Here is a 19,531-nt window from a genome sequence, read left to right on the forward strand (position 1 = left end):
CTATTTTAAATTGACTTTGAGGGATAAATTCGCTATAATATAAGAAAAAACTGGTTATAACCAGAAATCAAGGAGGAGTTATGTTCCGTTTAGCAAAAGAAGAATTAGAAAAATTGGGGGCTATTATTACGGCGACCGAAATTTACCAACAGCCAGGCTTATGGAAGGAAGCTTATCAACTCTATCTTGACCAATTGGAAAAAATCGAGAGTTTTCTAAAATCAATCAAGGAAAAACATGACTTTGTTCACGTTGTTTTTACAGGTGCAGGGACTTCAGACTTTGTTGGGCAAAGCATTGCCAACTACCTCAACCAAGTCAATGACTTGAAACACATTCGTTTTTCTGCCATTGGTACAGTGGAGCTGGTTAGTCGCCCACATGACTATTTACAGGCAGATGTGCCAACGGTTTTGGTATCCTTTGCCCGTTCAGGGAATTCACCAGAAAGTGTGGCAGCAGTTGAAGTCGCTAAGCAATTGGTAGATAAATTGTATCAAGTGACCATTACCTGTGCACCAGAAGGTAAGCTGGCACTAGCGGCTGAAGGAGATGCTGAAAATCTCCTGCTCTTGCAACCAGCTGGTTCAAACGATAAGGGCTTTGCCATGACAGGTTCTTACAGCTGTATGGCTCTGACAGCCCTCCTCGTCTTCTCGCCAGCCAGTCAAGAAGAAAAAGCTGCTTGGGTTGAGATCATTGCCCGTCTGGGTCAAGATGTTTTGGACCGTGAAGACTACGTGCAAGACTTGATTAACCTTGATTTTGAGCGAGTGATTTACCTCGGTTCAGGTGGTTTCTATGGTCTTGCCCACGAAGCTCAGTTGAAAATTCTGGAATTGACAGCAGGCAAAATTGCGACCATGTACGAGTCACCACTCGGTTTCCGTCATGGACCAAAATCCTTCATCAATGAAAAGACCTTGATTTTCCTCTTTGCCTCAAACGATCCTTACACACGTCAGTATGATGTGGACTTGCTTAATGAAGTTCATGGTGATGGCATAGCAGAGCGGATAGTGGCATTGTCGGCTGACAAGCTAGCAGATACAGAGGCAGCTAACTTTGTCTTGGCAGAAGGCGGAGCAGATCTGCCAGATGTTTTCCTAACCTTCCCTTACATCATCTTTGCCCAAACGGTATCTATTATGGCAGCTATCAAATGCAAGAACCTACCAGATACACCATCTCCAACAGGCACCGTCAACCGTGTGGTGCAGGGTGTGATTATACATCCACTATAAAACATACTAAGATTAGTAGTGAGGAAATCTCCGACGGGAGAAAGTACTCACTACTTTTTCTTTATGATAAAGTAGAGGTGTCTTGTTAAGTCGAGAACTCTTTTGACGCTAGACGTCGCATCAAAAACTGGCAAGGCACCTGTTTTAGAAAGAATGTTATCAAAGTATGTGGGACGCCAGACGTCGAGTATTGAAAATGACATCACTAAAACAAGGAATCATTCAAGACAAAGAGGTAATATCATGCGAGTAGTATTTGGAATTGACGTGAGTAAGGTAAGTTCAGAAGTAGCCATTCTAGTCAATGGCGAGAAGGTACATAACTACACCATGTCCAATGATGCCATTGGCTTTTCTCGGCTACTTGGCGATTTGAAAACCGTTCACAAGCCTGAAATCATCTTTGAAGCAACAGGCGTCTATTCTCGTCGTCTTCAAGCTTTTCTGGATGAACATGGCTACGCTTATACACGGCTCAATCCCTTAGAAGCCAAGAAGCAACTGGATAGCTTGCGTGTGCGGAAAACAGATCAAATTGACGCTGAAAAACTGGCTCAGTCTCAGTTTGTACTGAATCGTAAACCGACCTATGTCCAAGAAGAAGTCTACCAAAACTTGCGGAATCTCAGCTGTTTCTATCAGAATCTGACCGAGGACATCGTTCGGGCTAAAAACCGCCTGCACAAGGTCTTACAGGTCACTTTCCCTGAATTGGAAAATATCTTGTCAACACCAACTGGTGAACAATACTGGAACTTAGTTATAGCTTTTCCTTGTAAGGACTTCGTGCTTGAGTTAAGCAAGGATAAACTCTCAGAAAGCATTCGTCAATCCACTTCAAAACGGATTTCGGACAAGCGTGTGGCGTACTTAGCCGATAAACTGATAGCACTAGCTAATCAATCTTATTGTGCCGTCAAGAAAACCTCTCCAATGCTGGAAGAGGTCCGTTACTATACAAAAGAATTGCTTAGACTTTCTGAACAGAGACAGGCAGTCTTAGACGAAATGGTGGAACTAGCTCAACCTTTACCAGAGTATGACATTCTGCTTTCTATTCCTGGTATCGCTGAGACTACTGCAACAAGTATTATTGGCGAACTGGGAGATATTCGCCGTTTTCAGTCTGCCAATCAAATCAATGCCTTTATCGGTATTGACCTGAGACACTATGAATCTGGTAACTTCCTCGCTAAGGAACACATTACCAAGCGTGGAAATCCCTACGCTAGAAAGATTCTGTTCAAATGCATTCACAATATCGCTTCAGCCAGTCATACCAATCCTTGCCATATCGCAGACTTTTATGAGAAACGAAAAAGACAATCGCAAACGACTTCAACGAAGCCACACACGATTGCCTCCATACATCGTCTCATTCGGACAATGTATTACCTCATTACGCATAATAAGCTTTACGATTATACTTCTACCCAAAATCGGTAAAACTGTTTATGCTCTATCATTGTAACACCTTATCAAAAAATTTCAACATAAGGTGTTGCTTTTGTATACACTTTTTACACTAAACTTTAGTCCAAAATAAAATAATTTCCTTATTTTGACTACTGAATTCAAAATATTGTTCATCAAATACCTTGAAAGGCTTGACAAATGGTAGAAAAGAGTTACATGTATTCAATGATGAAGAAACGTAGCTATTCGGTAGAGTTTTAATATATAAAAAATACACCTGACACCTGAATATCATGGTACAATAACAGTATATAATAAAATATAAATTAGGAATAATAGAAATGGAAACTGCAAAGAAAAAATTCAGATATAGTATTCGTAAATTTAAAGTCGGTGTAGGCTCAGTGCTAATTGCCACTTGCTTACTTGGGGCTGGGGTCTCGACAACAACCGCTTTTGCAACGACAGTGGCTTCGGAATCTACTCAAGTTGAAGCAACTCAGCCAACGGGAGAAACCGAGCCAACAGTACAGATTACTGGAACAGTAAGTACAGAAAATACGAATCTTGAATCAAAAGTTGCGCCAGAAGCTAAAGAAGAAGTTCCAGCAACATCAGAAACTCCAGTTGCTGAAAAGGCAGATCCAGAAGTGAAGTCTGCTGAACAAAATATAGCCTCTGAACCTGAAAAATCAGAAGAACCAACTCCTGCCCCAGCAGCCCTCACGAGCGAAGCTAAGGAAGAAGTATCAGAGAATACCGAAGTTAAAAATTCACCTCTTCAAAATCTTAAAAAACTTGTAAAAGAGTTAGAAAGAGATTTGGAAGAGCTGGAGGTGTTTAGGGATTATACTAAATCAGATTATTCACTGCAAAAAGAAACTTGGGAATCTTTTTTAAGTGTTGGAGAGGCAGATATAAAACTTGCTCATACACTTGAAGAGGGGGATGCTAAGATTCAAAGTGTATATGGAAGATTGGCTGATTTTAAACACCATATTACGATGGAACGCTTAACACGTGAGGTTGCTCAGTATCGTAAAAAATATATTAACGATCCAGAAATTGAAAAAGAGTATAAGACATATTTAGAGCAAAGAGAGGATAGCGGTACTTTTAGCCAAGAAGGAGATTTACTTAGAGTATCTGTTGGGAATTCAGAAGCAGCACTTGAAAGGATTAAAGAGAGAGCTGAAAAAATAGAAGGTGATAACCTCAAAACAGAAGTTCCTAAGGAAGCACCTAGAGTAGCCGAAAAACCAAAATTAGATTTTAAAGTTCAAACACGAACAACATATCAATTTTTAGATTTCGAAACGAAAGAGCAGGAAGATCCAAACTTGCCACTTGGTGAGAAAGAGGAACGACAAAAAGGTGAGAGAGGCGAAGAGTCTGAGACTTATCAAGATGTGATTGTTGGTGATACAATTGTAGCAAGTACACTCATTTCCAAAAAACGTAAAGAGCCAGTCAATCATCTGATTGCAAAAGGTACTTTGGTAGAGAAACATCCCGATACAGCACCGACAGCTCCTGAAAAACCAAAATTGGACTTTACTGTTAAAGAACGAGTAGAGCGAGAAATTTTGGATTATATGGTGGAAGAACAAGATGATGCTAGTTTGCCGCTCGGTCAAACAAAAGTGCTTCGTGAAGGTCAAAAAGGTGAATTGGTTAAGAAATATCAAGATGTGATTGTTGAAGGGAATGTCATAGCAAGTAATCTCCTTTCAGAAGACCGTAAAGCCCCAGTCAACCGTCTGATTGCAAAAAACATGTTAGTAGAGAAACATCCTGATACAGCACCGACAGCGCCTGAAAAACCAAAATTAGAATTTACTGTCAAAGAGCGAGTAGAGCGAGAAATTTTGGATTATATGGTTGAAGAACAAGACGATGCTAGTTTGCCACTTGGTCAGACAAAGGTTCTTCGTGAAGGTCAAAAAGGCGAATTGGTTAAGAAATATCAAGATGTGATTGTTGAAGGGAATGTCATAGCAAGTAATCTCCTTTCAGAAGACCGTAAAGCCCCAGTCAACCGTCTGATTGCAAAAGGCATGTTAGTGGAAAAAACACCAGATATTACGTCGAAAGCTGAGGACGAGGCTCTAAAACCAATGGAACCAGAGGCTGATAAGCCGACTCCTCCAACACCGGAAGCACCAAAAACGGAAATGTCAGACGCTGAGCAACCAAAAGTGGACAAACCACAAATGGAAGCACCGAAAACTGATAAAGTAGAGTCTGACAAACAGATGCCAGAGGCTAAGCAACCAGAAATGGAGCAACCGAAAGCAGAAGACATGCCGAAGGAGGAAATGCCAAAGGCTGAGCACCCAAAAGCGGAAGACTCTACACCTAAGACAGCAGTTCCAGAAGTCGCGCCAAAAACAGCGGAAAAACCAAAGCTAGATTTCACAACAAAAGAACGAAAGGTAGAAGAAGCTCTCCCTATCAAAGAAGAAATCAGATATGATGCAAGCCTAGCGCTTGGCAAATCATACCTTCTTCAAGAAGGAAAAGCAGGTAAAAAAGTATCTGTTTATCAAGATGTCATAGTTGATGGTAAAGTTGTCGCAACCAACCTATTATCAGAGACTGTTGTTGAAGGTCAAAATCGTATCCTTGTAAAAGGTAGCTTGGAAATGAAGAAAGAAGAAGTAAAAACAACTCCTTCAGTACAATCGAATCCGACACTGAGTCACAAAGGTGCACCTTCTGCAAACAAAGCAACACTACCTGCAACAGGTGAACAACGCAATAACCTAGCCTTAGTAGGCCTTGGTTTAGCTGGAATTAGCTTGACAGTAGTCGCTACAGCTATAAACAAAAAATCTAAAGATCAAATCTAAACCATTATGAAACAGCGACAAAGAGGCCGGGCGGAAACGCCCAGCCTCTTTTTAGAACTGAAAATCAAATATTAGTGCGGTAAAATTAACTGTGATTGACTTAAATCAAGGTGGATTTGCCATTGAGAATTATCCCGAACAGTACACTCAAAGTCAGTGGTGTAGAGAATCAGCTCCAAGACATCACCTTTTTTCAGCTGATAAATGGTCGGCTGCAGTTTCCAAGTCAGGTCCATCCACTGGTCAGGCACCACTTCCTCGACAGTCATCAGGTCGGTGCGGTTTTGCAGGTTCATAAAGCCCTTGGTCACCAAGCGTTGCGGCATCTCCACATAAGGCAACTCCACCAGATTTTCTTGGGCATGGTAACGACCGTTGTTCAAGCTCAGCCGCGTTTTGGGCGTTGGGATTGGGGCTAGGCGTTTTTTGCTTCCCTTGTCCAATAGCTGAGCAGATAAGAGGCCTTTGGCTACACTAGAAGCCACACGGAGTTTCAAGGTGACCTGTCCGTTGAGCAGGAGGTCCTCCCTTACAGGCAGCTCGATGCTGACTTGGTTGGCCTTGCCTGCATAGAGGTCTTGGTGAAAGGCAGGGTAGGATTTGCCGTAGCGGTCAAAATTTTCTTGGGCATACTGATTGGCAATGGTCTGGCTTCCAGTACCTAGTGGCAAGACAGCCTCGTTTTCACCACCAAAGGTGTCCAAGGTCGTCCAAGTTTGCTCACCGCTATTGTCCTGCCAGATAACCGTTGGCAGTTGGTAGTTATTCTCGTAGCTCAGCAGTTTTTGACTGAGCAGGGCGTTCATGGACTCACGGAAGTCGATAGACTGCCAGTTGTTCATATACACGTGGGCACCGTTGTGGAAGAAGAGGTGTTTTTTGATATGGCTTGGCAGGGTGTGGAACATATTCCAGACATGGATTGGCTTGACATTCCAGTCCTGTGAGCCGTGGGTAAAGACTACCTCACACTTGACCTTATCAGCGTGGAGCAGATAATTGCGGTCATGCCAGTATTGATTGTAGTCGCCGCTGGTGCGGTCCAGGGCAGCACGTTCTGCCGCCAGTCCTTTTTCGTAGGCTGCTTTATTGCGGAGGAAGTCACCTGCTTGCAGACTCTTGGAGTAGGTCAGGGCGGTCAAGCTGTCCAGATCCTCGCCTGGATAGCCGCCAGGGCTGGTCACCAGCCCGTTTTCACGGTAGTAGTCATACCAAGAGGAAATCCCTGCTTCTGCGATGACGACTTCCAATCCGTCCACGCCAGTTGTTGCCAAGGCATTGGACATGGTACCGAGGTAAGATAGTCCTGTCGTCGCCACCTTACCATTTGCCCAATCGGCCTTGACCTCAATCGAGCGAGTGTGGTCTGTGTAGGCCTTGGTGCGACCGTTCAGCCAGTCAATCACCGCTTTGTAGCCCTCAACCTGCTGGTAGTCGCCAGATGTCATGTAGCCCGTCGAGCCCAGAGTGCCGACCCCAGACACGTGGAGGCTGGCAAAGCCGCGAGCGAGGAAGTAGTCATTGAGGGAGTAAGAAGTGATGTGGCCCAGTCTTTCAGTGGCAGGGCTGACAGGCAGGTCTCGCTGGTCCAAGTCTAGCTTGGTGATGCTGGACTGCTTGACCTGAATGGTACCGACTTGTTTTTCAGCCAGTTCCCCTTCCATCTTATGCAGGGCCTTATCGCTGGCTACATCGTTCACTCCTTGATGATAAGGACTGTTGGTAATCACCGCAGGGATTTTCCCGTCAAAGTGAGGACGGAGAATGGAAATCTTGACAATGTCAGTCTGTCCAGTCCCCGCCGTATCAACAGGCGTTTCGATATAGACCACCTCACGAATGAGGTCCTTGGTCGAAAAGGTTGCCAAGGATTTGCCGTTGAAGAAGTGGTAGCGATTGTCCTCTGGGATTAGGTCGTCGCTGACCAGTTGGTCAATCAGGGTATTGCCAGACTTGGTACGGGTATTGAGGAGTTGGTAGAGGTTATCGATGACATCTCCGTAGACAATAGGAAACTGGCTGGTCTTGCGGAATTCTTCCACATCTGTATAATCTACACCAGGCACAAATCCCAGCAACTGAAAGGCCACTTGATAGAAAATCTGATCTGTCAACTCACGGTCAGACTGGAAGAAGGTCAGGAGGTCTGTGTCCCAATCCGCAATCATATTGGACAGGGCAAAGTCGGTGTTTGCTGTCAGGAAATGGCACTTTCTGACAAAGGTTTCTAAATTTGTCTTGCTACTTGCATTAGGAATCAGTTGAAATCCTAGAGCACCAAGCTCTTGCAAGTAGACGGAGGTCTCTTTTTTTATGAAAGAAAATTGATTAAAGCGCATAAATTCTCCTCTTTTTTAGGATAATAGTCTATAATAGCTATTATATCTGATAAGCCAGTGTTTGTCTAAAAATTATCAGTATATATAAAAATATTAATGTATAAAACGACGATACAATTAGTTGTAAAATGATGAAATTTTTTATACAATATTGTAGAATGACTGAGGAGTGAAATGTATCGTGTTGAGAAAAAATGAAGCTATAGTCCCTATTTTACGTATTAATAATAGGGCTATTAATCAAGGATTTTTAGAAAAAAATCTAGGAATGAAAACCAAGCTAGAAGATGGTCCATTTGCTGATTTTGGAGATAGAACAAGTCCAGAAACGAAGCTCGTTTTGACAGAATCTCCTGGTAATCGCACCCGTGCTGTCGAAGGGCTTAAAAAACTGAATAAAATTGTGATAAAAGTAGACAATGCCTCTGAAATTGAAGTTTTACTGGCGCAAGGGTCACAGTATAGTAAGCTCTACCAAGGAAAAAATGGCTATGGTTTTGAAGCTGTGTCGCCAGAAGGAGACACCTTCCTTTTGCATGCAGAAGCATCTGTTGATGACCTAAAAGCAATCCTTCCACCTGTTCCATTTAAGGTGCAGGATGACTTTTCTGGTCTGACTGCTTTTTCAGTAGAGTCTATTTGGCTTAATACCCCACAAGCTAGTATCAGCCAAGACTATTATGAGGCTATCCTACCTCAACAAGCCTTTTTGCGTTTTGTTGGAGCAGAAGGTAAGGATTTATTAACTCCTGCAGAACAAGTTTGGGATTTAGAAGGCTTGCGTTTTCCCGTTGAGCAGGATTTTGATTGGGTACATTTGGAAAGCCAGTTGGAAGGACCATTCTTTAAAGATAAAAAAGCAAGCTTTATCCAAACGGTTGACCCAAGTGGTATTGAATTGTGGTTCGAAAAATGAGACAAGTAATTTTAGACAAGGTTTCAGAGCAGATTGAGCAAGGAGTTTATCCTGGTGCCAGTCTGGCTCTTTTTTCTAAGAGTCAGTGGCAGGAATATTATTTAGGGACCCAGGATGGTCAGTTACCAGTTGAGGCGGGTTTGACCTATGATTTGGCGTCTGTTTCCAAGGTGGTTGGAGTAGGGACTCTTGCGACTTTTCTGGTTAATAGCGGAGCTTTGGAGCTAGATAGGACCTTGCAGTCTTATTATCCAGCTTTTGCGGATAGTGAGGTCACCATTCGGCAATTATTGACCCATACTAGTGGTATCAATCCCTTCATTCCCAATCGGGATAGTCTGGATGCCGACCAGCTCAAGGAAGCAATTTTGAAGATTACCGTAACGGATAAGAAAGATTTCCTCTACACAGACATTAATTTTCTCTTGCTGGGCTTTTTGTTGGAGGAACTGGGTAGAGACAGTCTAGACCAGCTGATTAGTCGAGACGTTCTAGAGCCCTTTGGTATGTCCCAAACCTCCTTTGGACCAGTCAGTCAGGCGGTGCCGACGGTGCGTGGCGTCAAGGCAGGTGTGGTGCATGATCCCAAGGCGCGTGTCTTGGGCCTCCACGCGGGAAGTGCAGGTCTCTTTTCGACCGTAAAAGATTTGGAAATCTTTTTGGAACACTGTCTGACGGCTGACTTTGCGGCGAATTTAACGCAGGATTACGGTTTTGATGATAAGCGCAAGCGGTCTCTGGCTTGGGATAAGAAGGGGGACTGGTTGTCCCACACAGGCTATACGGGGACCTTTATCATGTACAATCGTCCCTTGCAGAAAGCTGCGATTTTTCTTTCGAATCGTACTTTTGACAAGGATGAGCGGGCCCAGTGGAAGTTGGATAGAAACCAGGTTATGGTCTTGATTCGTCAGGTCTTGGAGGAAGAAGAGGCTATTGACTAATACTCTTCGAAAATCAACATTATCTGTTGTCAAGAGCCTTGATGAGTGAAAAGCTCCAGTGGAGGTTTTCAGCCTGTTACCTTGAAATAAGAAAGTAACAGAGTTCTATCTTCGACTTCGTTTCTTAGGCGACTTTTGATTTTCATTGAGTATATAGTCGTTTAGTTTTTCTTTTATTGCTTCGACGAGTGAGGAAACATCGTTTCCTTATTTCCAATTTCAAACACTCCACTGGAGTATTTGAACTCGCTTTGCCGTACTCTGCAGGGGTGACTTGCTCCGCAAGTGCTATCTCCAACCTTGCACAGTCACTCGACTGTACAAGCTGTCTGCAGCTCGTTGCCTAGTACTAAAAGTAAACTAAAAGACTATAACTATCCTTCCGCAACACTCAGTAGATTTTTCGACATAGTAAAAGGACCTGCATGTGCAAGTCCTTTTGTGTTTGCTTGATTAAGCTTGACCTGAAACTTCTGCAGCGTGGTCGTCCATTGAAAGAACTTCGTGGAAGACACGTTGAGTCAATTCAGTTTTTTGCTCTTTAGTGAGGTATTTGGTGTTTACGCAGTATCCAGAGATACGAACGATGACATCTTCACCTGCCATAATCTTGTCATAAACGTCGTTCAAGTCCATAACGTTCAAGTTGACGTGTTGACCACCTTGTTCGAAGTATCCGTCAAGGATTGTCACCAAGTTGTTCACTTGCTCATCGAATGTTTTACCAAGAGCTTTTGGTGAAACTTGAGTTGTCAATGAGATACCGTCGTTGGCATGTTTGAAGTTGAGTTTAGAAAGAGTATTCAAGTTTTGCAACCAACCACCACGAGATTTAGAAGTTGGGTTGGCACCTGGTGGGAAGAATTCCACTTTAGAAGTGTTAACAGAACCATCTTCGTTGAGGAATACACCGCGGTGAACTGGTGAGTTAGCTGTTTGTTTAGAGTAAGCAACGTTTGAAGTGATTGTCAAGATAGACACAGTTGCTTCAGCATTCTTGTACAATTTGTGCTTGTTCAAGCGAGAGAAGAATGCTTCCATGAGCCATTTCGCGATGTCATCTACACGGTCGTCATCCTCACCATAACGTGGGAAGTCGCCAGTTACTTCGTAATCGTAGATGAAGCCATCTTCGTCACGGATTGGTTTCACTTGTGCGTACTTGATAGCAGACAATGAGTCAACAGTATTTGCGAAGCCACAGATACCGAAGCCCATGTTTGCACGAAGGTGAGTTGGCAAGAATGCCATTTGAACTGCTTCATAGTTGTACTTGTCAGTCATGTAGTGGATGATGTTCATAGCATCTACATAAGTGTCAGTCAACCAGTCAAGGGCTTTTTCAAAGTTGGCAATAACTTGATCGTAGTCAAAGATTTCAGAAGTATTTGGTTCAACACCATCGAACACTTTATAATCTTTGTGAACATCGTCGTAGCCGTTGTTCCAGCTTGAAAGAAGAGCTTTAAGAACGTTCACACGAGCACCGAAGTACTGAATGTTGTGGCGTTGGTCTTCACTTTCTGGGTCAAGTGGTGACACACAGCAAGAGATACATGACATTTCGCCATAACCATCTTTCGCCATTGTTGTCACACCTTCGTATTGGATAGAAGAGTGTTTGTGGCTCATTGCCATACAGTAGCGACGGAATGAATATGGAAGTTGGTCTGACCAAAGAACTGTCAAGTTTGGTTCTGGAGAGTTACCGATGTTGTCAAGTGTGTTCAAGAAACGGTAGTCCATCTTAGTAACACGGTGACGACCGTCGTTACCCATACCTGCCATAGAGGTTGTCAAGAATGTTGGGTCACCAGAGTAGATTTCGTCGAAGGCTTTTGTACGAGCGAATTTCACTGTACGAAGTTTCAATACGAAGTCGTCAACAAATTCTTGGATTTCAGATTCAGTAAATGTACCACGAGCCAAGTCACGTTCTGCATAGATGTCGAGAACGATCGGCACACGACCAAGAGAAGTTGCTGCACCGTTGATAACACGACATACTGCCATGAAGGCGATGTTTGTCCATTGGATAGCTTCTTTGGTGTTCATCGCAGGTTTGCGAACATCAACACCGTATAAGTCACCTAAGCGTACAACTTGTTGCAATGCTTGGTATTGAAGGTTGATTTCTTCACGAAGACGGATTGATTCTTCATCGATTTCAGTAATTGCATTCCAGTCAGCTACTTTTTCTTCCATCAAGTAGTCTGCACCGTAAAGTGCCAAACGAGCGTACATACCGATGATACGACCACGTGAGTATGCATCTGGAAGACCAGAAACGTGGTGTGAGTGACGAGCACGGCGGATGTCAGCTGTGTAGGCACGGAAGATACCGTCGTTTACAGTTGTAGCGTGTTTTGTATAGATTTCATGAAGGAGTGGGTCTGGAGTATAGCCGTTTTCGATAAGAGTTGTTTCAGCCATACGAATACCACCACGTGGCATGAAATTGAGTTTGAAGAGCTCATCGTTTTGGATACCAAAGATGAGTTCGTTCTCTTTATCGATGAAACCTGCTGGAATATCAGCGATAGAAGTAGCACGATCTACGTCCATTGGGAAGCGAGTGTCTTCGTAGCCAGCTTTTGTTTCTTCGATGATTTTTTTGATATGAAGTGAACGCTCAGTTGGGCCTGCGAGGAAGCTTTCATCTCCATCGTATGGAGTGTAGTTGGCTTGAACGAAGCGTGTTACACTTGCCTTATCTTGCCAATCTGTACCTTTAAAGCCTTCCCAGGCTTGGGCGAAAATGTCTTCAGCAACATTTTTTGTTTTAACTTTTGTTGACATGAGGGTTCTCCTTTTATGCTTTTGGGTATCGACTTTGTATCAATACCAACATGTCATCATTATACCATTTGAAAACACTTTCTACAAGACAAAAATACTTGAAAATAAATGAAAAACCTTTCAAGGAATATGAAAAAATTTGAAAGACATAGTTGGTATTTTCAAAGTGAATTTCTGCTTGTATTTGTAATAAGGTGATAAGCTGTCGTTTATTGTATTGGTAAGATGGCTGGTTCAACGAATCTAAAGGCTGAAACTTCCTAAGAAATGCGGTATAATATAGCGAGTTAAACTTGAAAACAGGAAGAGGCAGTCATGTTAATTTTTCCCTTAATCAATGATTTATCTAGAAAAATTATTCATGTAGATATGGATGCTTTTTTTGCTGCCATTGAGGTCAGGGATAATCCTGCTTTGAAGGGCAAACCTGTTATCATTGGGGCTGACCCAAGACTATCTGGCGGTAGAGGAGTGGTGTCTACCTGTAATTATGAGGCGCGTGCCTTTGGTATTCACTCGGCTATGTCCTCAAAAGAGGCCTATGAGCGTTGTCCTCAGGCGATTTTCATTTCTGGCAATTATGAAAAATACCAGGAAGTTGGGCGACAGGTTCGAGAAATTTTTCATCGCTATACTGATTTGGTGGAGCCCATGTCTATCGATGAGGCTTACTTGGATGTAACAGAAAATAAGTTGGGTATCAGCTCTGCGGTTAAGATTGCCAAGCTTATCCAATACGATATTTGGAATGAATTGCATCTGACAGCTTCCGCAGGCGTTTCCTATAATAAATTTTTAGCAAAAATTGCCTCTGATATGGAAAAACCGCACGGTTTGACCTTGATTCTACCTGAAGATGCTGTTGGTATTCTCGCCTCCCTGCCTGTTGAAAAATTTCACGGTGTGGGGAAGAAGACGGTGGAACGCCTGCATGAGATGGGGGTCTACACGGGGAAAGATTTGCTAGATGTACCAGAAATGGTTTTGATAGATAGATTTGGGCGTTTTGGCTTCGACCTTTATCGGAAAGCGAGGGGCATTTCTAATTCGCCCGTTAAAGTGGACCGTGTTCGTAAGTCAATTGGAAAGGAAAGAACCTATCGCAAACTTCTTTATCGGGAGGAGGATGTCCTGAAAGAGCTAATCAGTCTCTGCCAACGGGTCGCAGCTAGTTTGAAGCGGAATGGAAAAAAGGGGCGAACAATTGTTTTAAAGGTACGTTATGGTGATTTTTCTACCTTGACGAAACGTCATAGTCTAGAGGTGTATACGGACCAGACGGAAACGATTGAGAAAGAGGTTCGTCAACTAATTGAAGAAATTGGGAAGATTGAAAAAGGGATTCGTTTGCTGGGTGTGACCGTGACCAATTTTCAAACTTGAGTTCTGTTTCAGTCTATGATAGACTGAAAAAAAGGAGAAGAGATGCAAATTTCAAGTAGATTTACCATTGCCAGCCATATCTTGGTTCTCTTGGCTCTGGAAGGAGAAAAAGAAAAACAGACCAGTACTAGCATTGCAGGTAGTGTCGGGGTTAATCCTGTCATTATCCGAAATATTTTGTCCCAACTCAAGGAGGCTGGTCTGGTAGAAGTAGCGCGTGGTGTTGGAGGTGCTCGCTTGGCACAGGCTCCAGACCAGATTACACTTTTGTACGTCTATCAGGCTGTGGAGTTGTTTGGAGAAAAGGGTCAATTATTCGCTTTTCATGAGCAACCCAATCCAAACTGTCAGGTAGGCCGCAATATTCATCCCCTGCTAGATAGTCGTTTGGAAAATGCTCAATCGGCTTTGGAAAATGAACTTGCACAGACGACTATTGCTGATTTATTGGCAGAATTGTAATCATATTTTCAAGAAAAATCATCTTCGTGGAGATTTTTTTAATTTTTGAGTTGTAACAATTGACGTTACAACGAAAATAGTTTATACTTTTGTTGTAAATGTAATTATTACAACAAAATAAGTGAGGTATCAATATGAAAATAGCTATTATTGCAGCGAATGGTCAAGCAGGTCAAACCATTGCAAAGGAAGCAGTAGAACGTGGTCATCAGGTGACGGCTATTGTCCGTTCTGAAAACAAGAGTGTAGCCCAAGAAGTGATCCAAAAGGATGCTTTTGCTCTTACCAAGGAAGACTTGGCAGGCTTTGATGTAGTAGTCAATGCTTTTGGTGCTTGGACACCAGAAACCTTGCCGGGTCACGCTCGTCTTGCGGAGCATCTAACGACCATCCTTGCTGGTAGTCCAACTCGTCTCTTAGTAGTTGGTGGTGCAGGCAGTCTTTATTTAGACGAGAGCCAGACAGCTATGCTGAAAGATACACCAGATTTCCCTGCGGAATATCTGCCAATCGCTGAGGCTATGGGTGCTGGTCTAGACCTCTATCGTCAGGCGACAGCTATCAACTGGACCTATATCAGCCCAGCAGCCGATTTTGATGCAGAAGGCTCAAAGACAGGTATCTACACTATTGCTAGCGAGGTTTTCCAAGTCAATGCCCAAGGTGAAAGCTATATTAGTTATGCCGACTATGCTATGGCTTTGGTTGACATTGCTGAAAAAGGTGGCTACCAGCAGGAACGAATTTCCGTATTTGCATAAAAAAATTAAATAGTCTAAAAGATAGTTCCCGTCGAGGAATTATCTTTTTATTTTTTGTTTGTATATAGTATAATAATATAAACAAAAAAGGAGGCCGATATGATTCACTTGATTTGTCCCAATCCAGCTCTGGACCGTACGCTACTTGTTGAAAAAATTGAAAAGAATATTCCCCTGAGACCGACGGAAGTGAGGGATTATCCTGGTGGAAAAAGCTTCAACGTGGCCTATGCCCTCCGTGAAAACGGTGTGACAGACTACATCATTCATACTATTTTGGGTGGTCAGATTGGTCGTTATATTCAGGAGCTTAATGCTGATAGTGGAAATACCCTGCGCGTGGTTGAAAATAGCCAGAATACTCGGACGTGTAATATCTATGTTGAAACCAGTACAGGCGATGTAGTACTATTTTATGAAAAAGGTTTTGAACTAACAGAGGATTTGCTCAACCAATTCACTCAGCAGATTGAAAATAGCCTGCAAGCTGGCGACATCCTAGTCTTTTCAGGCAGTCTGATGAAGGGGATGCCGGATGACTATATTCAGCAGTTTATTGAAAAATACCCAGAGGTGCTGACCATAGTGGACACCAGTGGACCAGCTCTACGTGCGGCTTATCAAGCTAGACCGGTCCTTATCAAAATCAATAATGAAGAGCTGAAAGATATTTATCCTGAGCTGGATGAAGAAAGTCCTGAGGATATTTTACGAATACTGAAAGATGTAACCCCTCATGAGAACATCATCATTACCATGGGAGGTAAGGGTAGTCTGGCAAAAATAGGTCAGCGGTTCTTCCGAATTCAGTCACCTAAGAAAGAAACGCGTAATCCGATTGCCGCAGGGGATTTCTACCTGGGCTTGCTAGTCAAGGGAATCAGTCAAGGTCAAGCTCCAGAAATCTTTTTGAAAGAAGCGGCAGCCTTTGCAACGGCCAATTGTTTGAATTATTTTCCAGAGGTTGAAGCAGAGCAGTTTGCTGCGATTGTAGATACAATATTACTAGAGGAACTGTAGTATTGTATCCCTTTACTCATCGTGCTATAATGGCAAGGAGAAACAAGGTGAGATGGGGGATAGTAGTGGAACAGTTGACGGTTCTTTACCAAAATTTAAAACGGCGATATGGTGAATTTCACTGGTGGAACGATGAAAATCCCATAAAGGATTTGGTATCTATGATTCTTATTCAGCAAACAACGGAAGCAAATGCCAAGCGTGCTTTAGAACAGTTGGAGGGACGGTTGACAATTCATTCGCTTTTAGAGATGCCTGTGGAGGATTTACAAGAATGTATTCGCCCAGCAGGATTCTTCAAGCAAAAATCACTCTACATTCGGTCAGTGGTTGAGTGGGCCAATCAGTTCGATGGAGATTTTTCTCGCCTAGATAGTGTTGAGACAGCAGTACTCCGAAAAGAGCTGCTGAGCTTGAAGGGGGTTGGCAATGAAACTGCGGATGTTATTTTGCTCTATTTGTGTCGAAGAAGTGTTTTTGTGGCGGATCAATATGCTCTTAGACTATTTAATCGGTTAGGACTTAGTCAGTCTAAGGATTATTTGAGTTTGAGACAGGAATTTACAGAGCAGATAAAAGATTGGTCGGTAAAAGACGCTCAGGAGCTTCATGCACTGATTGATGAACATGGCAAGCAGTTCAGATTAACAAAGGGGCGGCTTGATGAATCATGGTTGATGATATAGTCCATTAGTGTATCTTTTATTACTACGAAGAGCGAGGAAGCCTTATTTCCGAGTTCAAACGCTCTACTGGACTGTTGAAGTAGCCAGCCTATCGTTGCCTTGTACTAATAAGCAAACGAAACGACTAGAGAAGAGTAAAACCAGCAAATCTACTGACTTGCTGGTTTTTATGCTTTAAAAAACTCTTCAATATCTGCCTGATCTATGCCGATCATGGGGTCGATGGTTAGCAGGTTGTCCACAGTCAGAATATATTCTCTGGCTTGTCCACTTGTTTTTTCTGGCTGGTCTTGGTCAAGAAGGGACAGTTGTTGGCTGTTTTCTGTTACGGGCTCTGTTTGTTTTGGTTTATCTGACTGGGCAGGGGGCTGGGTTTGTGTGGCTGTTTTGCTTTCGTTGTTTTCAGTCAGGCTTTCCTTACTGTCCTGCTCTGCCATTTCCCCTTGGAAACGTGGGACCAGATAGGTTTTTCGGACGGTGCCGGCGTTTTTGACGGCGTAGTCAAAGGCGGAGATTTCGCCTAGGAGGATGAGCTTGCTCTTGGAGCGGGTGATGGCGGTGTAGACCAGGTTGCGCTGGAGCATGCGGTGGCTGGTGCGGGTAATGGGAAGGATGACCACCTGGAACTCGCTACCTTGGGACTTGTGGATGGACATGGCATAGGCCAGGGTAATCTTGTACCATTCATTACGGGGATAGGTGACCTCGCTACCGTCGAAGTTGATGGTAATCTCGTCCTGCTTGGAGTCGGTGTACTTGGCAGGCAGGAGGTCAGTAATATAGCCCAGATCACCATTGAAGACATTGGCCTCAGCATCGTTGACAAGGTGGATGACTCGGTCGCCTTGGCGGAAGGCCTGCTCGTTGTGGAGGAATTCCAGCTCACCGTCTTCTAGGGGATTGAGCAGGGCCTGGGTCATGGTGTTGAGTTGGTCAATGCCTGCGGCACCACGGTACATGGGAGCGAGGATTTGGACTTCGTTTGCAGGGATACCTGACTTGATAGCTGCGCCGACAATGCGTTCAATCAGAGCTGGAATTTGTTCGTTTTGCGCTTCAAAATAGGAGCGGTCAGCCTTTTTCTCACGGAAATCGCTAGGTAGAGCTCCTTGGCGAATCTGGCTGGCTAGGGTAACAATGGTCGAATCATCGGATTGACGGTAGATGCGTTCCAGAGTGATGCTGGGTAGCTTGTCGATTTTCAAGAGGTCAGCTAGGACCTGACCGGGACTGACAGAAGGTAATTGCTCCGCATCGCCGACAATCAGAACTTGGGTCTGGGAGGAGATGTTCTGGAAGAGCTGGTTTGCCAACCAAGTATCTACCATGGAAAACTCATCCACGATGATAAAGTCGGCATCCAAATAATCATCACGGTAGGATTCTTCCTGTCCTTCTACCAGACCGAGATGGCGGTGGATGGTGGCGGAAGGCAGGCCTGTCAATTCATTCATTCGTCTGGCTGCTCGTCCAGTTGGAGCGGCTAGGAGGACAGGGCATTCTTCTCGGTTGCGAGTCAGGTCAATCTTATGCAAGATGGCATAGACCGCGATAATACCGTTGATAACCGTTGTCTTTCCAGTTCCTGGTCCACCTGTCAGAATGAATAGCGGATTGGTAATGGCTTGGACAATGGCTTCTTTTTGAATGTCATCGTAGGTTAGGGAAGACATACTTTCCAGCTCTGCTATGGCAGCCTCGACGTCTGCGCGTGGGAAGGGCTTGAAGCCATTTTTTCCCATCAGGCGGGTCAAGTTTTTATGGATACCATGTTCGGCAAAGTAGAGGCTGTTGTCAAAAATCTTTGTGCCTTCTTGCTGTACCTTGTCGTCTGCAATCAGTCCCGTCAATTCTTTGGCAACAGCAGCGGGGTCCAGCTCTGTATGGCGGGATTTTTCCAGCAGTTCAAGGGTTGCTTCCAGCAAGTCTCTGGCCTCCACATAGGTATCGCCTGTTTCCATGGAGCGATGAATGAGGCTAAAGAGCATACCGGCCCGAAAGCGTTGGGGGGAATCGCTGGCAATTCCTAGATTTTCCGCAATCCTATCGGCAATGGTAAAGCCGAGCCCCTGGACATCTTCGACCAGTTGATAGGGGTTTTCTTCAATAATCTGAAGTGTTTTTTCCTTATACTGGTCTTGGATTTGAAAGGCCAATTTATTGGGAATGCCATACTCAGCTAGTTTTGCCAAGATCAGCTCGGTTCCATAATTGAGGCGGAGTTTCTCCACAAATGCCTGCATGTTCTTGCTGGATAGGCCTGTGATTTGGGTTAGTTTTTCAGGTTCAGCTAAAATCTTATCAATGGTATCCTCGCCATAGAGCTCAACGATTTTTTCCGCTGTTTTACGTCCAATTCCCTTGAAATGGTCGCTGGAGAAATACTTAACCAGACCAGCTGAGGTAGGCTTGCTACGTTCGTAACGCGAAATTTGCAGCTGCTGACCATACTTGGGATGGGTGACTAGATTGCCGTAGAAACGATAGTCTTCTCCTTCAATGACATCGGCAATCGTTCCGGTCACAATAATTTCGTAGTCATCATAGTCTGCGTCTGTCTCCTCGATTTCAAGGAGAAGGATTTTATAAAAATTACTAGGATTTTCAAAAATAATCCGGTCAATAGTACCGGTAAAATACACTTCGTTCATAGAGTTTATTTCCAATAATAATGAAAAGAAGTTTGGAACGGATTGCTCCAAACTTGTT

13 protein-coding genes are annotated in these 19,531 nt (G+C 43.7%); 10 read left to right on the plus strand and 3 right to left on the minus strand.

The genetic code is table 11. The annotated features are described in order from the left end of the window. Positions 1-80: 80 nt before the first annotated feature. The 3 genes from GPW69_RS01015 (at position 81) to GPW69_RS01025 (ending at position 5,512) form a co-directional block, all read left to right on the plus strand. Positions 81-1,244 (plus strand): SIS domain-containing protein, encoded by a 1,164-nt coding sequence (locus GPW69_RS01015; RefSeq protein ID WP_074391353.1) that lies wholly within the window; start codon positions 81-83, stop codon positions 1,242-1,244. Positions 1,245-1,487: 243 nt separating this feature from the next. Then, positions 1,488-2,690 carry an IS110 family RNA-guided transposase gene (locus tag GPW69_RS01020; RefSeq protein WP_074391354.1) on the plus strand — a complete coding sequence of 401 codons (1,203 nt, stop codon included), beginning with the start codon at positions 1,488-1,490 and terminating at the stop codon, positions 2,688-2,690. 311 nt (positions 2,691-3,001) lie between these two features. Continuing rightward, a complete protein-coding gene (locus tag GPW69_RS01025) occupies positions 3,002-5,512 on the plus strand; it encodes a G5 domain-containing protein (RefSeq protein WP_044772396.1) in 2,511 nt (836 codons plus the stop codon). 71 nt (positions 5,513-5,583) lie between these two features. Here GPW69_RS01025 and GPW69_RS01030 read toward each other — a convergent pair whose 3' ends face one another. Next, positions 5,584-7,851, minus strand: a complete 2,268-nt coding sequence (locus tag GPW69_RS01030; RefSeq protein WP_044772395.1) for a Xaa-Pro dipeptidyl-peptidase — start codon at positions 7,849-7,851, stop codon at positions 5,584-5,586. A gap of 181 nt (positions 7,852-8,032) precedes the next feature. On the opposite strand from GPW69_RS01030, the gene GPW69_RS01035 reads away from it, so the two are divergent. Both GPW69_RS01035 and GPW69_RS01040 read left to right on the plus strand, forming a co-directional pair. Further along, positions 8,033-8,767, plus strand: coding sequence for a CppA family protein (locus GPW69_RS01035; RefSeq protein ID WP_024402038.1), 735 nt, complete (start codon positions 8,033-8,035; stop codon positions 8,765-8,767). Next, positions 8,764-9,711: a serine hydrolase domain-containing protein gene (locus tag GPW69_RS01040; RefSeq protein WP_044772393.1), complete on the plus strand. Its 948-nt coding sequence runs from the start codon at positions 8,764-8,766 to the stop codon at positions 9,709-9,711. The genes GPW69_RS01035 and GPW69_RS01040 overlap by 4 nt, the downstream gene beginning before the upstream one ends. Positions 9,712-10,164: 453 nt before the next feature. Here the strand turns inward: GPW69_RS01040 and pflB are convergent, their stop codons facing one another. Beyond that, positions 10,165-12,510, minus strand: a complete 2,346-nt coding sequence (pflB, locus tag GPW69_RS01045) for a formate C-acetyltransferase (protein WP_023369171.1) — start codon at positions 12,508-12,510, stop codon at positions 10,165-10,167. Between the two features lie 315 nt (positions 12,511-12,825). Between pflB and dinB the strand changes: the two genes are divergently transcribed. The 5 genes from dinB (at position 12,826) to GPW69_RS01070 (ending at position 16,822) form a co-directional block, all read left to right on the plus strand. Further along, positions 12,826-13,893, plus strand: a complete 1,068-nt coding sequence (dinB, locus tag GPW69_RS01050; RefSeq protein ID WP_024402036.1) for a DNA polymerase IV — start codon at positions 12,826-12,828, stop codon at positions 13,891-13,893. A 42-nt stretch (positions 13,894-13,935) separates the two neighbouring features. Continuing rightward, on the plus strand, positions 13,936-14,355 hold the full coding sequence (locus GPW69_RS01055) for an Rrf2 family transcriptional regulator (RefSeq protein ID WP_024402035.1): 420 nt from the start codon (positions 13,936-13,938) through the stop codon (positions 14,353-14,355). A gap of 134 nt (positions 14,356-14,489) precedes the next feature. Continuing rightward, entirely contained in the window at positions 14,490-15,116 is a 627-nt protein-coding gene (locus GPW69_RS01060; protein ID WP_024402034.1) for an NAD(P)-dependent oxidoreductase, read from the plus strand. A 99-nt stretch (positions 15,117-15,215) separates the two neighbouring features. Beyond that, the gene (locus tag GPW69_RS01065; RefSeq protein ID WP_074391355.1) at positions 15,216-16,136 is read left to right on the plus strand and encodes a 1-phosphofructokinase family hexose kinase; all 921 of its coding nucleotides are present in this window, start codon (positions 15,216-15,218) and stop codon (positions 16,134-16,136) included. A gap of 47 nt (positions 16,137-16,183) precedes the next feature. After that, a complete protein-coding gene (locus GPW69_RS01070) occupies positions 16,184-16,822 on the plus strand; it encodes an endonuclease III domain-containing protein (RefSeq protein ID WP_169051083.1) in 639 nt (212 codons plus the stop codon). Between the two features lie 167 nt (positions 16,823-16,989). On the opposite strand, the gene recD2 is transcribed toward GPW69_RS01070, so the two are convergent. Further along, positions 16,990-19,473, minus strand: coding sequence for an SF1B family DNA helicase RecD2 (gene recD2 / locus GPW69_RS01075; protein ID WP_074391356.1), 2,484 nt, complete (start codon positions 19,471-19,473; stop codon positions 16,990-16,992). Between the last annotated feature and the right edge of the window lie 58 nt (positions 19,474-19,531).

It is taken from the genome of Streptococcus suis, assembly GCF_902702775.1.
In the GTDB taxonomy this organism is placed as follows: Bacteria; Bacillota; Bacilli; order Lactobacillales; family Streptococcaceae; genus Streptococcus; species Streptococcus hashimotonensis.